Origin of the sequence: Pedobacter sp. HMWF019, from assembly GCF_003061025.1 — a bacterium.
Classification (GTDB): domain Bacteria; phylum Bacteroidota; class Bacteroidia; order Sphingobacteriales; family Sphingobacteriaceae; genus Pedobacter.
On the sequence record NZ_QAIL01000481.1, the window covers coordinates 26044 to 47492 of the forward strand.

Sequence of the window (21449 nt, forward strand, 5' to 3'; positions counted from 1 at the left end):
TTTTTTAAATATAAATCATGTGCAGAATTGGAAACCAACAACAGATATTGCCGCTTTTAAGTGCAATCAGGCGGTCAAATCTCATTAAGATAAGGAAGTTTAATTATAAGTGTTTCATGCGTAAAACGTATATTTTTAGTACTCTGTTTCTTTTTGTAGTCTCATTAGCTCTTGTGGCGGGAAATGGTTGTAAGGGAAAGTCTGGTCAAAAGATCAATCAAAGGATTGAAAACGAATTCGAGTTTAAAGAAAAGCTTTCTCAATATGGATTCTTTAAGGGAGAACTCCGAAAGTTAATTCCGGAAGAAGGTGTTGTAAGTTACGAGCTCAGCACACCACTATTTACGGATTATGCAGTGAAAAAGCGGTTCATTGTTCTGCCGAAGGGAACTGCAATGAAGTATACTGCCAATGGAGGACTTGACTTTCCCGATTCGACAATAATTGTCAAAAACTTTGCTTATATAAATACTGAACACCGAAATGTGATGATTGAGACGAGGTTGTTGGCTAAAGATCCAAAAGACAAAAAATGGAAGGTCATGAATTATCTGTGGAATGCTGAGCAAACCGATGCAATAAAGCATATTAGTGGAGCAAAAGTTCCAATCGCTTTGCTTGACAATAATAACAACAAATTATTGACCAACTATCAGGTACCAAATACCAATGATTGTAAAAGGTGCCATATAAAAAATGATGTATTGACACCTATAGGACCCAAAGCCAGAAATCTGAATTTTACGGTAGCTGGACAAGGGAAGAATCAGTTACAGCAATGGGCTGCAGAAGGAATATTAAAAGGATTGCCGCCAATTAATGAGGTCAAGCAACTTCCAAACTGGGCAGATGCCAGACATTTTACACTGGAACAACGGGCCAGGGCTTATTTAGATGTCAATTGTTCACATTGCCATACTAAAGGTGGCGATGCATATAATACAGGACTCTTTTTAGAATATGAGCAGACAAATCCTGATCATCTGGGTATTAAAAAAGCACCGGTTTCGGCTGGTGGTGGTGCTGGTGGATTAGATTATGACATCATTCCAGGTAACGCTGCACAGTCTATACTTCTTTATAGAATGAATAGTGCTGAACCAGGAGTTGCCATGCCGGAACTTGCCCGGACGGTTGTCCATAAAGAAGGAGTGAAGTTGATCCGGGATTGGATAAATAGCATGAAAAAGTCGAGCTTGTGATCCATGTACATATTTAGCGGCATAAGAATTGTAGTAGTCTTATTCAAAATGACTTATGAATGTAAAGCGGATTTTTGGGACAATTTTAACCATCTTAGGAATTATCGGGCTGATATATGCTGGTTTTGGTTTTATAAAGCATAGTCTTCAAACTCGGGAACTAGTCGTAGCAGGAATAATTGGCCTTATATTTTTTATTTCAGGTATCGGTTTGGTGAAAAACACCAAGGATGAATCCTGATCATGGCCACATCAAAAATAGCCTTATTAATTTAATGATATCATAATGTCTTTTATATCATCTTTTTATAAACATTGTTTAGTATTGCTATGTGATAAAAATTAAAAGATGGGTTTAACAAAGGAAGAAATTGCTCATTCAGTTAAGGAGATATTTGGTCTTTACGAAAAATATGGAAATGAAGATTACGGAGAGAGCGTAACGCAGTTGATGCATATGACGCAATGTGCAAACCATGCCATAAAAGAAGGTGCTTCAGATGAAATGGTTATTGCGGCTTTTCTTCACGATATTGGCCATTTTTTAGAAAATGAAACGAGTATGGGAGGGTATGGCAGGCAAGACCATGACCGGTTGGGTGGTGAGTATTTGTTGAGTCACGGCTTTTCTGAACGTATGGTTAAATTGGTGTCTAGCCATGTCAGGGTAAAGAGGTATCTGACTTTTAAAGATAAAAGCTATTATGAAGAGTTATCGGAAGCAAGCAGGATAACCCTGGGATTTCAGGGTGGACCTATGAATGCAGAGGAAGCGATGGTTTTTGAAGGGGATCCGGACAAAAATGATTGTATCAAAATCAGGTTTTGGGATGATTTGGGTAAAGAGCAGAATATTCCAGTGGATCAGGAGGATCTGAACAGATTAAAGAAAATGATAACAGCTTATCTGGAAATACTGAATGTACAATACTACTCATAATAGTCCAAGCTGGTTGGCTTCCATTATGAGCTCGGCAACATTTTTTGCACTGAATTTCTGAATGAGGTTTCTGCGGTGCGTATCAACAGTTAGAGGGCTTAAAAAAAGTTCTTCTGCAATGATATGACTTGTTTTGCCTTGAGCGAGGAGCGATAAGATCTGTTTTTCACGACGGGTAAGCTGTGGCCTGTCTTGCAATTGATTTTTTGAAGGGCGGCTGATGATTTCGGTAACCTCTTTACTAAAGCAAATATTTCCCTTTACAGCTTCTGAAATGCAATGCCTAAGCTCGTCCAGAGAACTGTTTTTTAGCAAATATCCACTGGCACCATTTTGAATAGTTTGCATAATTATGCTCCTTTCGGTGTGGTTGCTTAGAATAAGGACAATGATAGAGAGAGATTCCCTTTTGATCATTTGACACAGATCCATTCCATTGATATCAGGAAGGGTAACGTCCAGCAACACAAGATCAACCTGGTTAACTTTGATATAACTAAGGAAATCTTCTCCTTTAAAGAAGGTACTTGTTACCTCAAGGTTCGTTTCATTTTGAAGCAGGGTCTTTAGCCCTTCGATTACAATTGGGTGGTCATCTACTAAGGCTGTCCGTAATTTATCTGTCTGCATTTGTGTTGAGCTCAATATTAATTGTTGTCCCTTCGTTAAGGGCCGAAGTTATTTCAAAGCGACCTTTAAGAAACGCTATACGGTTTCTTAAATTGTCTAATCCCATGCCTTTTTTACCATCCAGTATTTCGGTGTTAAATCCGATACCATCATCTTCAATCGTAATAAAAATGGTGTCGGCATTCTGGCTGCATTGAAGTATAATATGCGTTGCCCGGGCATGTTTTATGGCGTTGGAAATTAACTCCTGAACAATGCGGTATATATTTAACTGTACGGTTAAAACAATGTCCTTTTCAATATTAAAGGGTTCAAATGCGATGTGTAAACCATCGCGCATATAAAATTCGCAAAGATCTTTAAGTGCCACTTCCAGACCAAATTTCAATAAGGTTTCCGGTACCATATTGCGGGCAATACGGCGCAGTTCGCCTACCGATGTGTCGAGTTGGTTGATAATACGGTGCAGGTCTTTATCTTCTGATACCGAAGCATTGTTATTGGTCCATCCGGATAAGCCTATTTTTACTCCGGCAAGCATGCCACCAAGGCCATCGTGTAAATCTCTGGCAACACGTTCCCGTTCATTTTCTTCTCCATCAAGCATTGCTTTGGTTACCTTTAGCTGTTGCTTTTGCTCCAAATCTCTAAGTTGTTGCTGATAGTTGATTTCTTTTTGCTCAGATAATTTTCGATTGTTGCGTGCGTTCAGCACAACGAAGCTGAGTATCATCAGTAATAATAGACAGCCGGATCCTAAAAGCCATTTATACAGGCGTTCGTTTTTTGTATTTAATGCAGATTGCTTGTTTTGAGCTTGTAACGTGGTAATCTTTTGTTGATTTTGTGCAGTCCGGTATTTTGTTTCCAGCTCATTTATTTTAAGTTTGGTCTGGCTGTTTTGAATACTGTCCTTTAAGGACCGGGATTTGTTTAACCATAAATAAGCTTCTTTATAATTTTGGAGATGTTCATTTGTCTTGGCCAATTCTGAATATATTTCAGCTTTGTCATTGATGTTTGCTGTAAGGGTACCCTCGTTAATAATATCCATTAGGATTTGCCTGGCTTTATCATAGGATTTTTGGCGGCTGTAAACATCATATTTTCTAAAGATGAATTGCTGGTACAGTTGGTGCTGATTGTATTTTTTTGCTAAAACAAGACCCTTGTCTATACTGGCCAGTGCTTTTTCAAATGCTGCGATGGTGGTATAATACAATGCTTCATTGTAGTAGTATAAAGGATAGTTCAGGGATTCTGGAAAGGGCTTGAGCAAGCCCTGTGCTTTTTTTAATAATGGTATGGCTTGTTTGGCCTTATTTTCATAACAGGAGATGCTGATTCCATTCAAATAGGCAAACAAAAGGGTAGTTGATCCAGGACTTTCTTTTTCCAGTAAGTCAATGGCCTTTTGATTATAAGATCCGGCTTTGGCAAACTGATAGTTGTTCATTAAAATAGTAGAAAGTTGGGTGTAGAAATGGGCGATCAGCTTTTTATTGCCTGCTTTTTCTGCGTTAGGAATTGCTTTATCGAGTATAATGCGGGTTATAAATTCGTATCCTTCCTTTTCTTTGTTCATCAAGGCATAATTGAACCAGGAGGAAGCCTGGTTGCCATAAGCTTTTCGGTTAGGAAATGTGGCGAGTGCTTCTCCTGCTTTCTTAAAGGCCACAGATGCCTTGGCCTGGTTCCAGTTAAAATAGTATTGTCCTTCATAAAAGAACGATAGTGCATTGTAATATGGATATTTTTGGGCCAGTTGCTTTCCTTTCAGGAGATAAGACTTGCTTTTAGCGGTGTCTTTATATTTCCAGTAGTCAACCAGCAAAAAATTGACGTTGGCTTTTGTTGTATCCGCAGTGTTTTTACGTAAAATGCTTTCCAGGCTATCCAGGTATTTTTTTTCGTTGAGTGGGATTTGTTGTTGCGAAAATACTTTCAGCGTAGCTAATAAACATATAATAATCAGGTGTATGTTTTTCATGCAAAAATAGGGTCGGTAAAATTTAAATATCCGGCTAAAATTGCAAACTGACTATAGTTTTTTTGTCTGTAATTTGAAAATACCTAGAAATCAGTAGAAATAAAAACCACAAATCAGGGTATTTATTTTAAGGGGGGGATCAAATAGCTTTGTCTTCTAATCTATCATTAATCGAAATTTACGTCATGAAAAAAATTATTACTGCTGGTGTGACCATTATGGTATTTAGTTTCACAGCAACAAAAGCACAAGGTATTTTGGACAAAATTGACAGGGCAAGTGACAAGGTAAATCATGCGGGAAATACGGCTGATAAAACAAAAAGTACGGGCGACAAGATCATGGGTTTTTTTGGGAAGAAGAAAAAAGCCGGTACTGAAAATAGTGGTAAAACGAATATCAAAATAACCGGGGGGACTTTTGCCATATTGAAGGGCATTAATGATCAGCTTCAAAATGTTAAAGGTATAGAAAGTACCAAAATGAAGTTCAGTGGCGCAGGAAACTCTGGTATTATCGTACAGCATGCTGGCTCTAGTGATGATTTACTGAAAATACTGCAGAAAGCTTCGCCTGATGTTTTTGCGGAGAAGAATATAGAAGGACTGGATGATGGGGAGATAGCAGTGAAGATAAAGTAATGTCCCTTGCCGAAAATTGAAGAAGAGGTGATGATGAGTTAAAAATATGTTAAAGAATCATAATTTGAGTGTTTTGCGGATGAGACCGTCTATTTTGGCAAAGTAAACATCTCATTCACTTATGATTTTTAAACGCTTTTATGGTTTGATCATTGTATTGATCCTGGCTTATCCCACTTGTGCTCAAAACCGATCTATTGTTATTACTGGAAAAGTGTTAGACATCATTAGCCATGCCCCCCTGGAATCTGTAAGTATATTGATTAGAGGTTCGGGGCAAGGAACCACGACCAACAACAATGGAATGTTCGATTTGAAGACGAATGGAGCGGGGAAAATTGAATTACAGATTTCCAGTCTTGGTTATAAAACTCAGGTTATTCCTGTACATACATTAAAAGATACTATTCAAATTCGGATTCTCCTTTCAAGAAGTGCCGGACTTTTAAAGGAGGTGGTCATTACGCACAGAAGCCCTCTTCTTATTATTCAGAAAGCCATCCAAAACATTCCTAATTGCTATCTCAGCGTGCCACATACGTTAAAGGGGTTTTATAGAACATTTACTAAAAAACAAAACGAATATCTACAGGTTTCAGAGGCAGTATTTGATATTTATAATTATGGTTATGTAAAAAGGAAAAATAACCAGCTTCGTTTGATTAAAATGCGTTCAGTTATTGATGATCAGGCCACACACGGACTGGATATTGGTATGAAGCCTAAAGAAGTTTTTGAGTTGGATATTGTGAAAAAAATTAGCCATAATCCCATATTTAATGAAGAAGGACTAAGAAAGCACCACTTTAGATTAGAAGGGATAGAATATTATCAAGGGCATAAAGCTTATGAGATTACATTTTATCCGAAAGAAAAATTGGAAAAAGTACTGTACGAAGGAAAGGTATGGGTCGATTCGGCTACTAATGCGTTTATGGCTTTTGACTATAAAATCAGTAATGAAAATTTGCAGTTTTCCCATTTTGGAAATGCGGTGGAACGGATGATGATGAATTTAGCAGACCTCCAGATTTTTAACAAAGGAGAACGTTTGCAAACTACCTACCGCGAAGTTGGTAGTAAATGGATACTTTCCACCGCGGTTTATAACAATACTTTGGGATTAAGCAGTAAGAAGAAAAATTACAATTTCGATGCCAATGTCCGTGTAAACTATGTTACCACCAATGTGGATACGCTACACCAAACGCCGTTTACAAATAAGGAAATATTGGGAAACAACAAACTTATTGAATTTCAGGATACCGGAGTAGCAGGAGATTTCTGGAAAGATTATACAATTATCTTTCCAGATTTTGATGTAGAGAAGGTTGGATTGGAAATTAAAGCAAGAAATGAAAAGTTTAAAATTAGACATTGATCGGATGATATACGATCGCCTGTATAATAAAGACAGCACCTCATTGCTTTGGTATGAGCTTTTGCTATCGGACGCAGTATTATGCTCATTAATGGCCTATTCAATTCTAATTGCTAATTTTATCCTGAATTCGTAAATACTCACACATGGAAAACACAATGAAAGTGGAAATATGGAGCGATGTAATGTGTCCATTTTGCTACATCGGTAAAAGGAAGTTTGAAGCAGCATTGGAACAGTTCCCTGATAAAGACAAAGTACAGTTGGTTTGGAAGAGTTTTCAGCTTGCACCTGAACTGATCACGCAGCCGGATAAAAGCTTACATCAATTTTTGTCGGAACATAAAGGAATCAGTTTTGAACAAGCGAAAGGGATGAATGACCATGTTAGTCAGTTGGCTAAACAGGTTGGACTGGTTTATAATTTTGACATTTCAATTGTAGCAAATTCATTTAATGCGCATCGGTTTACTCATTTTGCAAAACAGTATAACAAGCAGAATGAAGCGGAGGAATCTTTGTTTCGGTCTTACTTTACCGACGGAAAGAATATCGATAACTATCCCACTCTTATCCAGTTGGGATCTGAAATTGGACTTGATCCGATCGCGCTGAAGACAGCATTAGAGAATGGAAGGTATGCTGACGAGGTTAGGACTGATATTTATGAAGCACAGCAGGTTGGTGTACGTGGTGTGCCATTTTTTGTATTCAATAGAAAATATGCTGTTTCAGGAGCGCAGGAAACCCCGGTATTTTTGGAAACGCTGCAAAAGTCATATGCAGAGTGGTGGCAGGAAAATATGGAGTTTTAATAACATAGAAGCCCGGGTTATTACTCCGGGCTTCGTGTTTTAATGTCTATTGGTGACGGCCATCATAAGGATTATCTTGATGATGATCGCGGTGGTCTCCTGATCTGTGGTCCCTGACTACGCAAGAGCTGAAGCTCGCTGCGATTGCAATCAGGAGTACCATGTATTTAATTGTTTTCATGACACCTGTTTTTATTTTTAATGTGTTGTTTTTCAGTTTAAAAACATCTCAGCTGGCAAAAAGTTTCAAGTAGTAGATAATAGAAATTGTTGGATAGATTAATATTAGAATGAAGGAAACAGGACAGTACAGGTTGCTAATCTGGGAATAGAGGCTTATTATTGCAACGTAACCTCGTAAAACCAATATGAACCGTTCTAAACCAGAGATGAAGCCTGTTTTTCATAATGTACTGCTTTCTTGTTTTTTAGCACTAGGCTTAAATGCACAGGCAGATACCGTCCCAAATAAAACTTTAGCCGTAAGCCTTCAATGTGAACATTTAATTAAGCCGTTGGGTATAGATGTATTGCACCCGCGACTTTCCTGGATGATTTCTGATGGCAGACAAGGGGCAAAACAAACGGCTTACCGTATTTTGGTGAGTGAAGATTCTTTGGATGTGGTTAGAAAAAGAGGTGCTTCCTGGGATTCTGGAAAAAATACTTCAGGTACTTCTTTGGTTTCTTATCGTGGAGCTGTATTAAAACCTTTTACTAAGTATTTTTGGGGGGTTGAAGTGTGGGATCAGAATGGCAAACCTGGAAGTTCCTCCAGCGTGTCGAGTTTCGAAACTGGTATGATGAAGATGGAAAATTGGAAGGGAAGCTGGATCAGTGACGGAGACGATATCAATAAGCGTGAAGCGCCTTATTTCAGAACGATATTTCAGTCGTCAAAGCAGATCAAATCTGCCAGGGCTTATATCGCAGTGGCAGGATTATATGAACTGTATTTAAATGGGAAAAAGGTTGGAAATCATAGACTGGATCCAATGTATACACGCTTTGATAAGCGGAACCTATATGTTTCTTACGATGTAACCGCTCAATTGCAGGATGGAAAAAATGCGATTGGTGTATTGCTTGGCAATGGTTGGTACAACCATCAGTCTATAGCTGTATGGAACTTTGATAAGGCACCTTGGCGGGCAAGGCCTGCTTTCTGTATGGATTTAAGAATTACTTATGCAGATGGAACATCAGAAGTGATTACTTCGGGAAAAGACTGGAAAACCAGTTCGGGTCCAATTGTACTGAATAATATTTATACTGCAGAACATTACGATGAGCGGCTTGAACAGCCCAATTGGAATATGGTGAACTTTGATGATGGGAAATGGACTAAGGTAGTTTTGCGTAAAGCACCTTCAGAACAGGTGGTGAGCCAGGCCATGCAACCTATCCGAAATGTAGATGAAATTCCGGCCAGATCGGTGAAAAAATTCAATGACACGACTTATGTATTTGATCTGGGTAGAAATATATCTGGGGTCAGTAAGATTAAAGTTGACGGAGAAGCCGGAACCGTAATCCGGATAAAACATGGGGAACGTTTGTATGAAAACGGAGGGGTAGACCTTTCTAATATCGATGTTTATTACAGGCCCAAAGACAATACCGATCCTTTTCAAACGGATATTGTTACTTTATCTGGCAAAGGACCATTAGAGTTCATGCCTAAATTTAATTACAAAGGCTTTCAATACGTAGAAGTTACCAGTAGTAAACCAATAAACTTAACTAAGGAGAGTATTACCGGTTATTTTATGCACAGTGATGTTGCAGCTACAGGAAAAATCAGTTCTTCTAACCCCTTGATAGATCGTTTATGGTGGGCAACGAATAATTCTTATTTGTCTAACCTGATGGGCTATCCAACAGACTGTCCGCAAAGGGAAAAGAACGGTTGGACCGGTGACGGGCATTTTGCAGTGGAAACAGGCTTGTTCAACTTTGATGGGATAACAATTTACGAGAAATGGCTGGCAGATCACCGTGACGAGCAGCGGCCGGATGGCGTACTTCCTGATATTATTCCTACAGGAGGCTGGGGCTATGGTACAGCCAATGGGACAGACTGGACCAGTACCATTGCCATCATTCCATGGAATATTTATCTTTTTTATGGCGATAGTAAGTTGCTGGAAGATTCTTACGGAAGTATTAAAAAATATGTTGATTATGTTGAAAAGATCAGCCCTTCAGGATTAACCACTTTTGGAAGAGGAGACTGGGTGCCCGTTAAATCGTCTTCTTCGTTAGAATATACTTCTTCTGTTTATTATTATGTGGATGCTGCTATTTTAGCGAAAGCAGCAAAAATGTTTGGTAAGCAGGCTGATTACAGTACTTATAGTAATCTTGCAGAGAAAATTAAACAGGCCATTAACGATAAATATTTCGACCGGGAAAAATGTACCTATGCATCGGGCGTGCAAACTGAACTCAGTATGGCGCTGCAATGGGGTATTGTTCCTGACGAATTTAAAATTAAACTGGCCGAACAGCTTGCAAAGAAGGTAGCTGCTGATGGCATGCACCTGGATGTAGGGGTGCTTGGTGCTAAAGCCATTTTAAATGCATTGAGTGACAATGGACAGGCGGAAACAGCCTATAAGCTTGCTTCGCAGGATACCTACCCTTCCTGGGGATGGTGGATCGTAAATGGGGCTACTACCCTTTATGAAAACTGGGATATTAAAGCAGCAAGGGATATTTCTTTAAACCATATGATGTTTGGAGAAATAGGGGGCTGGTTTTTTAAGGGTCTGGGCGGTATCCATCCGGATGAGCAACATCCTGGATTTAAGAATGTATTGTTGCGACCTAATTTTGTTTCCGGACTTGAACATTTTGAGTCTGAACATGATGGGCCCTTCGGTAAAATTGTTTCTTCCTGGAAAAGATCGGGTCAATCGGTTATCTATACCGTTAACATCCCAGCCAATTCCAGCGCTACCGTCATTTTTCCATTAAAAGGAGGTAAAAAGGCCTATAGAAATCATCAGCCAGTAGCCGATAAAATGGAAATTGCAGCAGGTAAGTATCAGTTTCAAATTAAATAACTAAATTGTTTGAGAAATGATGGCTGAACCTTTTTTTGATTTTGTACATATTGATGAGTATTCTGCTACACCAAAATACTTGCAGCTTTCTGATGCGATCATCAATGCGATTGAATTGGGTAATATTAAAAAAGACAATTTATTGCCATCGATCAATGAACTAAGTTATAAGCTGGAGATTTCGAGAGATACGGCAGAAAAAGGATACCGTTACCTGAAAAGAATAGGCGTTATTAATTCTGTTCCAGGTAAGGGATATTATATCTCTAACGCAGATTTTAAGCTGAAGATTAAGATATTTCTACTGTTCAATAAACTAAGTGCACATAAAAAAATTGTTTATGATGCTTTTATTGCCGCATTAGGCGATGACGTATCTGTTGATTTTTATATCTATAACAATGATTTTATGCTTTTTAAGAAGTTTCTTTCTCAGAAGAAAATGGGAGAGTACTCTCATTACGTCATCATTCCGCATTTCATAGAGGGTGGTGAATATGCAAAGGAGGTCATTAATACGATTCCAAAAGAAAAACTGATTTTAATGGATAAGTTTATTCCTGGGGTTGATGGGACCTTTGGCGCAGTTTATGAGAATTTTGAACAGAATATCTATGATGCACTGGAACAGGCTTTAGCCCATTTGAGTAAATATCATACCTTAAAAATCATCTTTCCTGCGAAAAGTTATTTTCCAAAAGAAATTCTGGATGGATTTCATCGTTTTTGTCAGCAATATGCATTTTCTCATTACGTAGTTAGCAATATTGAGCGGGAACCCATCAATGAAGGAGAAGTATTCATCAATTTGATGGAAAATGATCTTGTGCAATTGTTGGAGCGTATTATTGAAATGGGCTATCAAATCGGTTCTGATGTGGGTGTTATTTCTTACAATGAAACACCCCTGAAAAAAATACTTCTTAACGGAATTACCACCATATCTACCGATTTCCGGTTCATGGGGGCTGCCGCTGCCCGGATGATACTGGATCAGTCCAGAACGCATGTTGAAGTGCCTTTTAAATTTACCAAACGCGCTTCTATTTAACAGATCTTTTGCCGGTTTATGCATTAGCATGATGGTACATGACAGTTGAATAAAACAACTTGTATAAATTAGGAACATTATACTATTAACCATTTATAAATCCTTTATGCAGGTAATTTTCGGCGTCATTTTCCATTTTATAGGAGGCTTTGCCTCTGGTAGTTTTTATATACCCTATAAAAAAGTAAAAGGATGGGCATGGGAAAGTTATTGGATTGTTGGAGGTCTGTGTTCCTGGCTTATTGTGCCGCCATTGGCCGCTTGGGTAACCATTCCTGGTTTTATGGAGATTATAGCTCAAACCAACGGAAAAATTTTATTGCTGACTTATTTCTTTGGTCTATTATGGGGAATAGGAGGGCTGACCTATGGCCTTGGTGTGCGGTATCTGGGTATATCTCTTGGAAGTACTATTATTTTGGGTCTGTGTTCGGTATTTGGCTCATTGGTGCCTTCTTTATATTACGACTTCAATCCAACTCCGGGTAAAAACAGCTTGTCTGATATGGCGGGAAGCCAGTGGGGGCAAATGGTATTGACTGGCTTATTGGTTTGTGTAATAGGGATTGTTGTTTGTGGTCTGGCCGGAAGTATGAAAGAAAAAGATCTGGTGGCCTCGGGTAAAGGAGATCCATCGAACAAGGACTATAAAATTGGTATAGGACTGATCGTTTCTATTATATCGGGTATCCTGAGTGCTTGCTTCGCGTTTGGTATTGATGCAGGTAAGGAAATGGCCAGCCATGCCAATGAAGCCTGGAAGGCATTAAATCCTGGACAAGGAGAATTCCTGTTCCAGAATAACGTAACCTATGTGGTGATTTTATGGGGCGGGTTAACCACTAATCTTTTCTGGTGTATGGTGTTAAATAAGCGCAATAAAACCTTTGGTGATTACACGAATAAAAAGGCACCACTACTTAAAAATTATATCTTTTCTGCCTTGGCAGGTACCACCTGGTTTTTACAGTTTTTCTTTTATGGAATGGGGGAAAGTAAATTGGGCAATGGGGCCAGCGGCTGGATCTTACACATGGCCTGTATTATTTTGGTCGCCAATGGCTGGGGGCTGGTTCTTAAAGAATGGAGCGGTGTAAAGAGAAAGACTTTTGTAACTGTATTAGCCGGAGTAACCATCCTCATCTTATCCGTTTTTATTGTAGGATACGGTAACTCCATCAAATAAATAAATTATCAAAATCAATGAATAATAATTATTATGACTGCTAAAGCAACTGAATTTAAACATGTAAGCTATTTGTGGGACGATGCTAAGGCCGCTGAAATGGCTGGCGATGAAGTTGCATTGTTGATCTACCGTTCGAACTTATTGGGCGCAGATTTACGCTTAACAAATTATGGCGGAGGTAATACCTCGTGCAAAGCAATAGCCGTTGATCCCCTTACCAGACAAGAAACTGAGGTGATGTGGGTTAAAGGTTCAGGAGGAGATATTGGAACATTGAAAAGAAATGGCCTTGCGGCTCTGTATGTAGACCGTTTAAGGAATTTAAAGAACATCTACAGAGGGCTTCAGCATGAAGATGAAATGGTAGAATTGTTTAACCACTGTATTTATGACCTGAATTCTAAAGCACCGTCTATAGATACACCTTTGCATGGTTTTTTGCCTTTTAAACATATTGATCATCTGCACCCAGACGCAGCTATTGCTATAGCGGCTGCAAAAGATGGAGAACAAATTACGAAAGAATTGTTTGGTGGTACGATAGGCTGGGTACCATGGCAGAAACCTGGTTTTGAACTGGGTCTGATGCTGCGTCAGTGTTTGGATGAAAATCCTGGGATCCGCGGGATTATGCTGGGCTCTCATGGTTTGTTTACCTGGGGAGATACGGCTTATGAAAGTTATATCAATACATTAGAGGTTGTAGAGAAATGTGCTGAATATCTGGAACAGAACTATGGTAAAAAAGGACCGGTATTTGGTGGAAAAAAGATCCAATCTGCAGATCCAGAGCTCAGATTAAAGCAAGCTGCTGCTATTGCCCCGGTTTTAAGAGGGTTTTGCTCTAGTGAGAAGCATATGGCTGGTCATTTTACAGACGAGCACAGAGTACTGGAGTTTATCAATTCTAATGATCTGGACAGACTGGCACCCCTGGGTACGAGTTGTCCTGATCACTTTCTGCGGACGAAAATTAGCCCTCTGGTCCTTAAGCTGGATGCTGCGGCTGATTTAAGTGATGTTAAAACTTTAAAAGAAAAGCTGGCACCAGAGTTTGAAGCTTACAGGAAAATGTACAAGGCCTATTATGAGTCCTGCAAACATGATAACAGTCCTGCCATACGGGATGCCAATCCGGTGATTATCTTATATCCTGGAATAGGTCTGTTCTCCTTCTCAAGGGATAAGCAAACGGCTAGGGTAGCTGCAGAATTTTATATCAATGCCATCAATGTAATGAAGGGTGCGGAGGCAGTGTCCGAGTACACTTCACTGCCAAGACGAGAAGCTTTCAATATAGAATATTGGCTTCTGGAAGAAGCCAAATTGCAGCGGATGCCTAAACCTAAAGCCTTATCTGGAAAAATCGCTTTGATTACAGGCAGTGCCGGAGGAATTGGTAAAGCGATAGCACATAAGTTTATCGAAGAAGGAGCTTGCGTAGTGATTAATGACAATGATGCCAGCAGATTAGAAAAAGCTAATGAAAGTTTTCATCAGGAATTTGGAAGGGATGCATTTACTTCAGTAATTTTGGATGTAACGAAAGCAGATAGTATTAATAACGCTTTCAAAAGGGCCTGCTTGGAATTTGGTGGGGTGGATATTGTTGTAAATTGTGCAGGAATATCTATTTCGAAACCTATTGAAGAGCATACGGAGCAAGATTGGGATCTTTTATACGATATTCTGGTTAAAGGCCAGTTTTTGGTCACCCAATCTGGAGTGGAAGTGATGCGCAAGCAGGATATTGGTGGTGATGTATTGAACATCGTGAGTAAAAACGCTCTGGTTTCCGGACCAAATAATGCAGGATATGGTTCTGCAAAGGCTGCTCAACTACATTTAAGCAGGTTAAATGCAGCTGAATTGGGTGCTGATCGTATTCGGGTTAATACGGTTAATCCAGATGCAGTGATCTCTGACAGTAAGATTTGGGAAGGTGCCTGGGCAGAAGGAAGAGCTAAAGCTTATGGTATTTCTGTAGCGGAACTGCCTGCTTTTTATGCGAAACGGACGTTATTGAATGAGGTGATTTTACCTGAAGATATTTCTAATGCCTGTTTTGTGTTTGTTGGTGGCTTGATGAATAAATCAACAGGCAATGTGTTGAATGTAGATGGAGGTGTTACCACTGCTTTTGTTCGTTAATAAATAGAAAAAATGATAACCAAAATATAAACTGATGAATTTAGAAAACTATCATATAGAGGAACATAATCAGGAGAATTTATCTGCTCATAAGAGAAAACTAGAGTCAATCAACTCGGATATTCCAAACGCAGAAGCCATCATAGAGAAACTGATCACTTTTCAGATTGGAATTCCGAGCTGGGCGTTGGGAACGGGTGGTACCCGTTTTGGACGTTTTTCTTCAGGTGGTGAACCCAGGAATATTGAAGAAAAAATAGAAGATATAGGTCTGCTTCATAAACTTAACGCTTCAAGTGGCGCTATCTCCCTGCATATACCCTGGGATACGACAGATAATGTAAGCGCGATCAAAAGTCTTGCAGCACAACAGGGTTTACGTTTTGATGCCATGAATTCTAATACTTTTCAGGATCAGCCCGGACAGCAGAATAGCTATAAATTTGGCTCTTTACAGCACGTGGACCGTGCCGTGAGAAAGACAGCAATTGAGCATAATATAGAAGTGATCCGTCAGGGTGTTGAATTGGGTTCTAAAGCTTTAACGATTTGGTTGGCTGATGGCTCTTGCTTTCCAGGACAGCTTAATTTCAGAAAAGCATTTCAGAATACACTTGGAAGTTTACAGGAAATTTATGCGGGTCTGCCAAGCGACTGGAAGGTATTTGTAGAGTATAAGGCTTTTGAGCCTAACTTTTATTCTACCACAGTTGGTGATTGGGGACAGTCTTTGTTATTTGCAAATAAGCTGGGACCTAAGGCCTTTACGCTTGTTGATCTTGGACACCATTTGCCTAATGCCAATATTGAACAGATTGTTGCTTTGTTACTTATGGAAGGGAAATTGGGTGGTTTCCATTTTAATGATTCCAAATATGGTGATGATGATTTAACTGCAGGTAGTATGAAGCCTTATCAGTTGTTTCTGATTTTTAATGAGCTGGTGGAAGGAATGGATGCAAGAGGAATGGACCATAAGGATGATCTGGGCTGGATGATTGATGCATCCCATAACGTTAAAGATCCGCTTGAAGATCTCTTGCAATCTGTAGAGGCGATTATGATTGCCTACGCGCAAGCCTTATCTGTAGATCGTAAAGCTTTGCAGGAGGCACAAGCTGTTAATGACGTGGTTCGCTGCCAGGAAATCCTGCAGAATGCTTTCAGAACTGATGTTCGTTCACTGGTTGCTGAGGCGAGATTACGCTCGGGGGCTGCTTTGGCACCGTTACAAGTATTCAGGAAATTTAATATCAGACAAGAACTGATTAAAAACCGTGGAACTAAAACGGTAGCAACGGGACTTTAGATATGGGTTCGGAAATCAAAAAAGTACCTGTTATAGCAGTTTTTGATGTTGGGAAAACCAACAAAAAGCTGTTCCTCTTTGATGAGCACTATAGAATTGTTTTTGAGAGAACAGCAAGGTTCATAGAGACTTCTGATGAGGATGGGGATCCCTGTGAGAACCTGGAAAGTTTAAGGCTTTCTGTTTTTGATTCCCTGACGGAAGTTTTTAGAAATCCAGCTTTTGATATCAAAGCCATTAATTTTGCAACTTACGGGGCGAGTTTTGTTTATATTGATGCCGATGGTAAGCCACTGGCACCGTTGTACAATTATCTTAAGGATTATCCGGAGGATTTGAAGACAAAGTTTTACCATACCTATGGTGGAATGGAAGCCTTCTCCAATCGAACAGCATCTCCGGTTTTGGGAAGTTTAAACTCAGGAATGCAGCTTTACCGGATGAAACATCAAAAACCGGAAGTGTTTGAGCAGATTAGATATGCACTTCATTTGCCCCAATATTTAAGCTATCTGATTTCCGGAAGAGCTTATTCTGATATTACGAGTATCGGTTGCCACACCAATTTATGGGATTTTACAAAAAATGAATACCATGAATGGGTTAGAAAAGAAAATATAATAGATAAACTGGCGCCTATAGTCCCCTCAAACAGTGTAATGCCTGCTGCTTTTCCCGGTAGCAGTTGTGCTGTTGGGACGGGACTTCATGACAGTTCAGCGGCTCTGGTGCCTTACCTGGTTAATTTCCACGAACCTTTTATTTTATTGTCAACCGGTACATGGTGCATTAGTTTTAATCCCTTTAATGCAGCTCCGCTGACTGCAGAGGAATTGGAAAATGATTGTTTGTGTTATTTGCAGTATGAAGGTAAGCCGGTGAAGGCCTCCAGGTTATTTGCGGGATATGAACATGAACAGCAGCTTAAAAGAATTGTAGCTCATTTTGGAACAGATAGTATTTCTTTCAGGTCGATGACCTTTGATCCTCAAGTGATTGAAAGATTATTACTGATGGAACAGGGGGAGGAGGCATTGCCTGAAGAAAAGACTACGGGTCTTAAAGTTTCTGCATTTGCCAAGCGAAATCTTAATAATTATGAATCGGCTGCTGTTGCTTATCATCAGTTGATGTCAGATCTGGTTAATGAGCAGGTTATTTCTACCCGTAGGGTACTCACTGATACTCCGGTAAAGCGAATTTTTGTAGATGGAGGCTTCAGTAAAAATACTTTATTTATGAATCTACTGGCCAGGGCACTTCCTGATATGGAAGTTTTTGCTGCACATATGGCTCAGGCTACAGCAGTAGGTGCGGCATTGGCTATTCATAAGTCTTGGAATTCCAGGCCTTTGCCAAATAATATCATAGATCTGAAATACTATGCTGTAATCAACCAGCATACGGTCTAAGAATAAATCGGGAAGCACCTGTTGCGTTCCTGATCAAATGCAAGTTTAAGTGTGTAGAAATTAAAATCATTTAATCTATTCACTTAAACTTTTAAAAATGAAAAGTAAAAATTACGCGGCAGCTTTAGCAAAAAAAGGAACGATACTATTATGCTCTGTACTTCTATTAGCCGCATGTAAAAAAGACAAAGCTGCCGACCCTCCAGTTGTAAAACCGTCAAAACTTGCTTTGGTGGTTTCTTCGCCAGGTGCCCCTGAACTCTCTTTCTTTGCTAATGGCACTAAAGTAACGACATCAAAGGCCTTAAACTACAATACTGTAATTGACTATATGGACCTGAAACCAGGAACGGGAGAATTCAGTTTTAGAAAGAAGGATGCGACGGATGTACTTGCAAAAATCAACTATACTGCTAAAACCGGAGTTTCGTATACACTTCTGGTTGCAGATAAATCTCCAAAAGCAGCTGTTGTTTTGGTTGAAGATGACCTTTCTGCACCTGCAACAGATAAAGCAAAAGTGCGTTTCGTGAATTTATCCCCTGAAACTACTGTACTTGATCTATATGTTGCAGGAAAGACGGAGGCTGCATTAAGTAAAAAAGCATTCAAAGAAGCTTCTGCTTTTGTTAATGTTGACCCCGCTGTGGAACTTAAATTTGAGATAAAAGAAAATGGAAAGACAGATGTTCTGGCCACGTTAGACAAGTTCAAAGTTGAAAAAGGAAAAATCTATACCGTTTGGGTAAAAGGCTTAAAGGATGCTACAGATGCCACCAAGCTAGGTGTTGAAGTGATGACAAATAAATAGTAAGCCCATGATAAGTACAACAGGATTTGCTGCATCAGGCAGCAAATCCTGTTGTACTTATCTTTGATCTGATCACCAAAAGATGACACTAAAAGCTGCACTATGCTCAGGCCGATGAAAAGCAATTTCGGACTTGCAGAAATCTTGGCGGGATTCAGCAAAAACAGTAATTCATCGAAAGAGAAGATTTACAAGATGTTTTATGGTTATGTAATGGCAGTAATTGTAAGGTATACTTCAAATATCCATGATTCTGAAGAACTTGTAAATGATAGTTTTATTAAAATATTCCGATATGTGGAGGCTTTCAAATCACCAGAAAGGCCTGAGGAGCTGGAAAAGGCTTTTAAAGGCTGGATGGCTAAAATTGCCTCAAGAATAGCGATTGATTTTATAAAGAAGCCCAGAATCGACATCACAGAAAATGAATTTAGCGATTTGCATCATCCTTTAACTTTTCCAGAAGAGATGTTAAAATTAAATGTTACAGATCTGATGAACCTGCTCAACCGTTTGCCCGAAATTCAACGGCTCATCTTTAATCTCTATGAAATAGAGGGGTTTTCTCACCAGGAGATTTCAAAAATGCTAAACATCAAAGAGAACATTTGTCGGGTCTACCTGAACAGAGCAAAACTCAAATTAAGAACGTTGTACCAGATTAATATGGAACCTAATGGCACGTACTGAAGAAGAATTTCTGACGCATGTTAAAGAAACTTTCCAGCAAGAAGAATTTCCTTATCAGCCAGGTGCCTGGGAAAATTTTCAACAGCAGCACCGTAAAAGGAAATATACTGCATGGATAGGATGGACAACGCAGGCCGCGGTTTTTATCTTGTTCTTTTTTGCTCTTTTTTATTGGAAAGAACCCCTGCACTTAAGAAAAAAACAGGATCAATCTCAAACAATGTCTGGTTTAAGGAAGAGAGGCCAAATATTACCTGAACGTTCTAATGTCAGAGCAAATAAAGTATTGTCAGTACTGACAAAAAGGATTCAGAACAGAGCAAGGGAGGTTCAAATGGCCTTTAGTGAAACAGTATCTATTCAAACTGATAACAGCGGCCCTGGGCCATCTGAGGATTCTTGTGGAAATGCTTTCAGGATTCCTGCAGCGGCTACTCGCAGATATTCAAAACCTGCAGAAAAAAATAATCCTTTTCTTGCTTTAAAAGATGACAGCCCCGCAGAATTTAGTGATACAAAAAAATGGAAATACAGCGTTTTAATATCCAATAGTTATAGTCATTCAGGAAAGATGAGACTGGGCATTGGCGGGGGATTGGAGTATGCTTTGAATGGAAAGGCTTCTATAATGTCCGGACTTTCCCTGAATCAGCTTTCAGCCTTAAGTAAAATGGAAAAGGATCCGTCGAATGTTCCGGGAAAGACGCTTACTTCTGTGCAGACTTCCATTTCCGGTTTGGATGTACCGATAGATTTCAAATACAGTTTGAATTCTAATACCTATGTGAGTATTGGCATTTCAGTTACTGGCATACTTAGAAAATCTCAGGTGATGGCTTATGAGGAGAAAAAATTTGTCAGTGTACTGGTGACTGGAGAGAATGGGCCAAGTTTCGAAAGTAAACTGATGTCTTCAACAGAGACTGTTCCAGTTGCTTCAGGTGAGCTTCCGCAACAGAATTATCTTTGTTTTTATAACTTGTCTTACGGCTTTAACCAAAAAATCAGTAAACGGCAACATTTGATTATTGAGCCATTTATTAAAATTCCGATGAGGCCCTATTCGGATCTGAAGACCAATTTAACTTCTGGGGGAATCAGGCTTAAGCTGGAATTTTAGACAATCAGCAGAACATCCTGGCTTCTTTTTCTGTATTCGGTTGGTTTTAAACCTGTTTTCTCTTTGAAGATTTTTGAAAAATAGAAACTGGAATCAAAATTCAAATCAATAGATATTTCTTTAATAGGGGTATTGCTGTTGCACAGCATTTCTTTTGCCTTTTCTATCTTAAGTTGTAAAAAATATTGGCCTGGAGATAGTCCTGTGTAATTTTTGAAGAGTTTGCGAAACCAGGAATAACCAACATTTAAATCTTGTGCTGCTTGTTGTGGAGAGTAGGAATTACTGATATTGGAACGGAACAGTAACCTGGACTGGTTAATGATGGTCTCTTCTTCTTTGTTTTCTGTTGTACTTTGTTTCATTGCTGCATGGCAGGAACCAATTAAGTGGAGTACGGCGCCAGAGATCAGCGGCTGGTAGCCCGGTTTTTCCTCCTTCGTCTTTTCTATAATGAGATTATAGATATTAAATATGCTTTCATTAAAGCCAATGTAAAGACAGGGATGCTCCGGATTAAGATAACCGGAGTGATGGAGGTTATCTACAATATCTCCTTTTATTCCTACCCAATATTCATTCCATCCGGTGCGGTTGTCGGGTTTATACCGATGTTTTTCATTGGGGAAAAGCAATATAATCGTGCCTGCCTTGATTTCAATCTGTTTAATGCTCTCGGATTCAAAAATACCCTGACCATTTGTAATGTAAATGATCTGATATTCTTGTAACACCCTCCAGCTGTTCCAGTTGAAATTATGGTGTGCCGGATGATTTTTAAATGGATATACATTTGTTGCTTCAATATGTGTACAGCCTGCATTGAGCACGGTTAAACCCCAGCTTTCATCTTCTTTACTTACCGGAAGGTATTTGTAAAAATTAATCATAGTCAATTACATGTGGTTTTTTTACTAAAACTAATATTTTGATGCTCAATTTCACGCTGTATATCAAAAAATACAGATGAATTATCAAATTTTTAATTTTTATATCAAATATTCTTTTTAGGTCGGTTTTATTCCTATGTAAATGAATCAAAAACTTTA

Annotated in this window: 17 protein-coding genes; 14 read left to right on the forward strand and 3 right to left on the reverse strand. The window is 39.1% G+C overall.

The window, feature by feature from the left end; all coding sequences use genetic code 11:
* Positions 1–116: 116 nt before the first annotated feature.
* Positions 117–1202, forward strand: a complete 1086-nt coding sequence (locus tag DBR11_RS25015; protein WP_158275379.1) for an SO2930 family diheme c-type cytochrome — start codon at positions 117–119, stop codon at positions 1200–1202.
* A 349-nt stretch (positions 1203–1551) separates the two neighbouring features.
* Positions 1552–2142, forward strand: a complete 591-nt coding sequence (locus DBR11_RS25025) for an HD domain-containing protein (protein WP_108555307.1) — start codon at positions 1552–1554, stop codon at positions 2140–2142.
* Here the strand turns inward: DBR11_RS25025 and DBR11_RS25030 are convergent.
* Together DBR11_RS25030 and DBR11_RS25035 are read right to left on the reverse strand one after the other, a co-directional pair.
* Positions 2137–2772 carry a response regulator transcription factor gene (locus DBR11_RS25030; protein WP_108555308.1) on the reverse strand — a complete coding sequence of 212 codons (636 nt, stop codon included), beginning with the start codon at positions 2770–2772 and terminating at the stop codon, positions 2137–2139. The two genes, DBR11_RS25025 and DBR11_RS25030, sit on opposite strands and share 6 nt — an antisense overlap.
* Positions 2759–4762: an ATP-binding protein gene (locus tag DBR11_RS25035; RefSeq protein WP_108555309.1), complete on the reverse strand. Its 2004-nt coding sequence runs from the start codon at positions 4760–4762 to the stop codon at positions 2759–2761. Before DBR11_RS25035 ends, DBR11_RS25030 begins: the two co-directional genes overlap by 14 nt.
* Before the next feature lie 185 nt (positions 4763–4947).
* Between DBR11_RS25035 and DBR11_RS25040 the strand changes: the two genes are divergently transcribed.
* From DBR11_RS25040 to DBR11_RS25095, 12 genes are all read left to right on the forward strand, one after another.
* Positions 4948–5403 (forward strand): hypothetical protein, encoded by a 456-nt coding sequence (locus tag DBR11_RS25040; protein WP_108555310.1) that lies wholly within the window; start codon positions 4948–4950, stop codon positions 5401–5403.
* Between the two features lie 121 nt (positions 5404–5524).
* Positions 5525–6784, forward strand: a complete 1260-nt coding sequence (locus DBR11_RS25045) for a carboxypeptidase-like regulatory domain-containing protein (protein WP_108555311.1) — start codon at positions 5525–5527, stop codon at positions 6782–6784.
* A gap of 146 nt (positions 6785–6930) precedes the next feature.
* A complete protein-coding gene (locus DBR11_RS25050; protein ID WP_199233955.1) occupies positions 6931–7599 on the forward strand; it encodes a DsbA family protein in 669 nt (222 codons plus the stop codon).
* Between the two features lie 368 nt (positions 7600–7967).
* A complete protein-coding gene (locus DBR11_RS25055; RefSeq protein ID WP_233260901.1) occupies positions 7968–10667 on the forward strand; it encodes an alpha-L-rhamnosidase in 2700 nt (899 codons plus the stop codon).
* A 16-nt stretch (positions 10668–10683) separates the two neighbouring features.
* The gene (locus DBR11_RS25060) at positions 10684–11718 is read left to right on the forward strand and encodes a substrate-binding domain-containing protein (RefSeq protein WP_108555312.1); all 1035 of its coding nucleotides are present in this window, start codon (positions 10684–10686) and stop codon (positions 11716–11718) included.
* A gap of 106 nt (positions 11719–11824) precedes the next feature.
* Positions 11825–12904: an L-rhamnose/proton symporter RhaT gene (rhaT, locus tag DBR11_RS25065; RefSeq protein WP_108555313.1), complete on the forward strand. Its 1080-nt coding sequence runs from the start codon at positions 11825–11827 to the stop codon at positions 12902–12904.
* A 33-nt stretch (positions 12905–12937) separates the two neighbouring features.
* Complete coding sequence (locus DBR11_RS25070; RefSeq protein WP_108555314.1) at positions 12938–15058, forward strand: bifunctional aldolase/short-chain dehydrogenase; 2121 nt, start codon at positions 12938–12940, stop codon at positions 15056–15058.
* Positions 15059–15092: 34 nt separating this feature from the next.
* Positions 15093–16367: a sugar isomerase gene (locus DBR11_RS25075; RefSeq protein WP_108555315.1), complete on the forward strand. Its 1275-nt coding sequence runs from the start codon at positions 15093–15095 to the stop codon at positions 16365–16367.
* A gap of 2 nt (positions 16368–16369) precedes the next feature.
* Positions 16370–17779 carry an FGGY-family carbohydrate kinase gene (locus DBR11_RS25080; RefSeq protein WP_199233956.1) on the forward strand — a complete coding sequence of 470 codons (1410 nt, stop codon included), beginning with the start codon at positions 16370–16372 and terminating at the stop codon, positions 17777–17779.
* 97 nt (positions 17780–17876) lie between these two features.
* A complete protein-coding gene (locus tag DBR11_RS25085; RefSeq protein WP_108555316.1) occupies positions 17877–18590 on the forward strand; it encodes a DUF4397 domain-containing protein in 714 nt (237 codons plus the stop codon).
* A 114-nt stretch (positions 18591–18704) separates the two neighbouring features.
* Positions 18705–19280, forward strand: a complete 576-nt coding sequence (locus tag DBR11_RS25090) for an RNA polymerase sigma factor (RefSeq protein ID WP_108555324.1) — start codon at positions 18705–18707, stop codon at positions 19278–19280.
* Entirely contained in the window at positions 19267–20400 is a 1134-nt protein-coding gene (locus DBR11_RS25095) for a hypothetical protein (protein WP_108555317.1), read from the forward strand. Before DBR11_RS25090 ends, DBR11_RS25095 begins: the two co-directional genes overlap by 14 nt.
* On the opposite strand, the gene DBR11_RS25100 is transcribed toward DBR11_RS25095, so the two are convergent.
* Positions 20397–21290 carry an AraC family transcriptional regulator gene (locus DBR11_RS25100; RefSeq protein ID WP_108555318.1) on the reverse strand — a complete coding sequence of 298 codons (894 nt, stop codon included), beginning with the start codon at positions 21288–21290 and terminating at the stop codon, positions 20397–20399. The genes DBR11_RS25095 and DBR11_RS25100 overlap by 4 nt on opposite strands.
* Between the last annotated feature and the right edge of the window lie 159 nt (positions 21291–21449).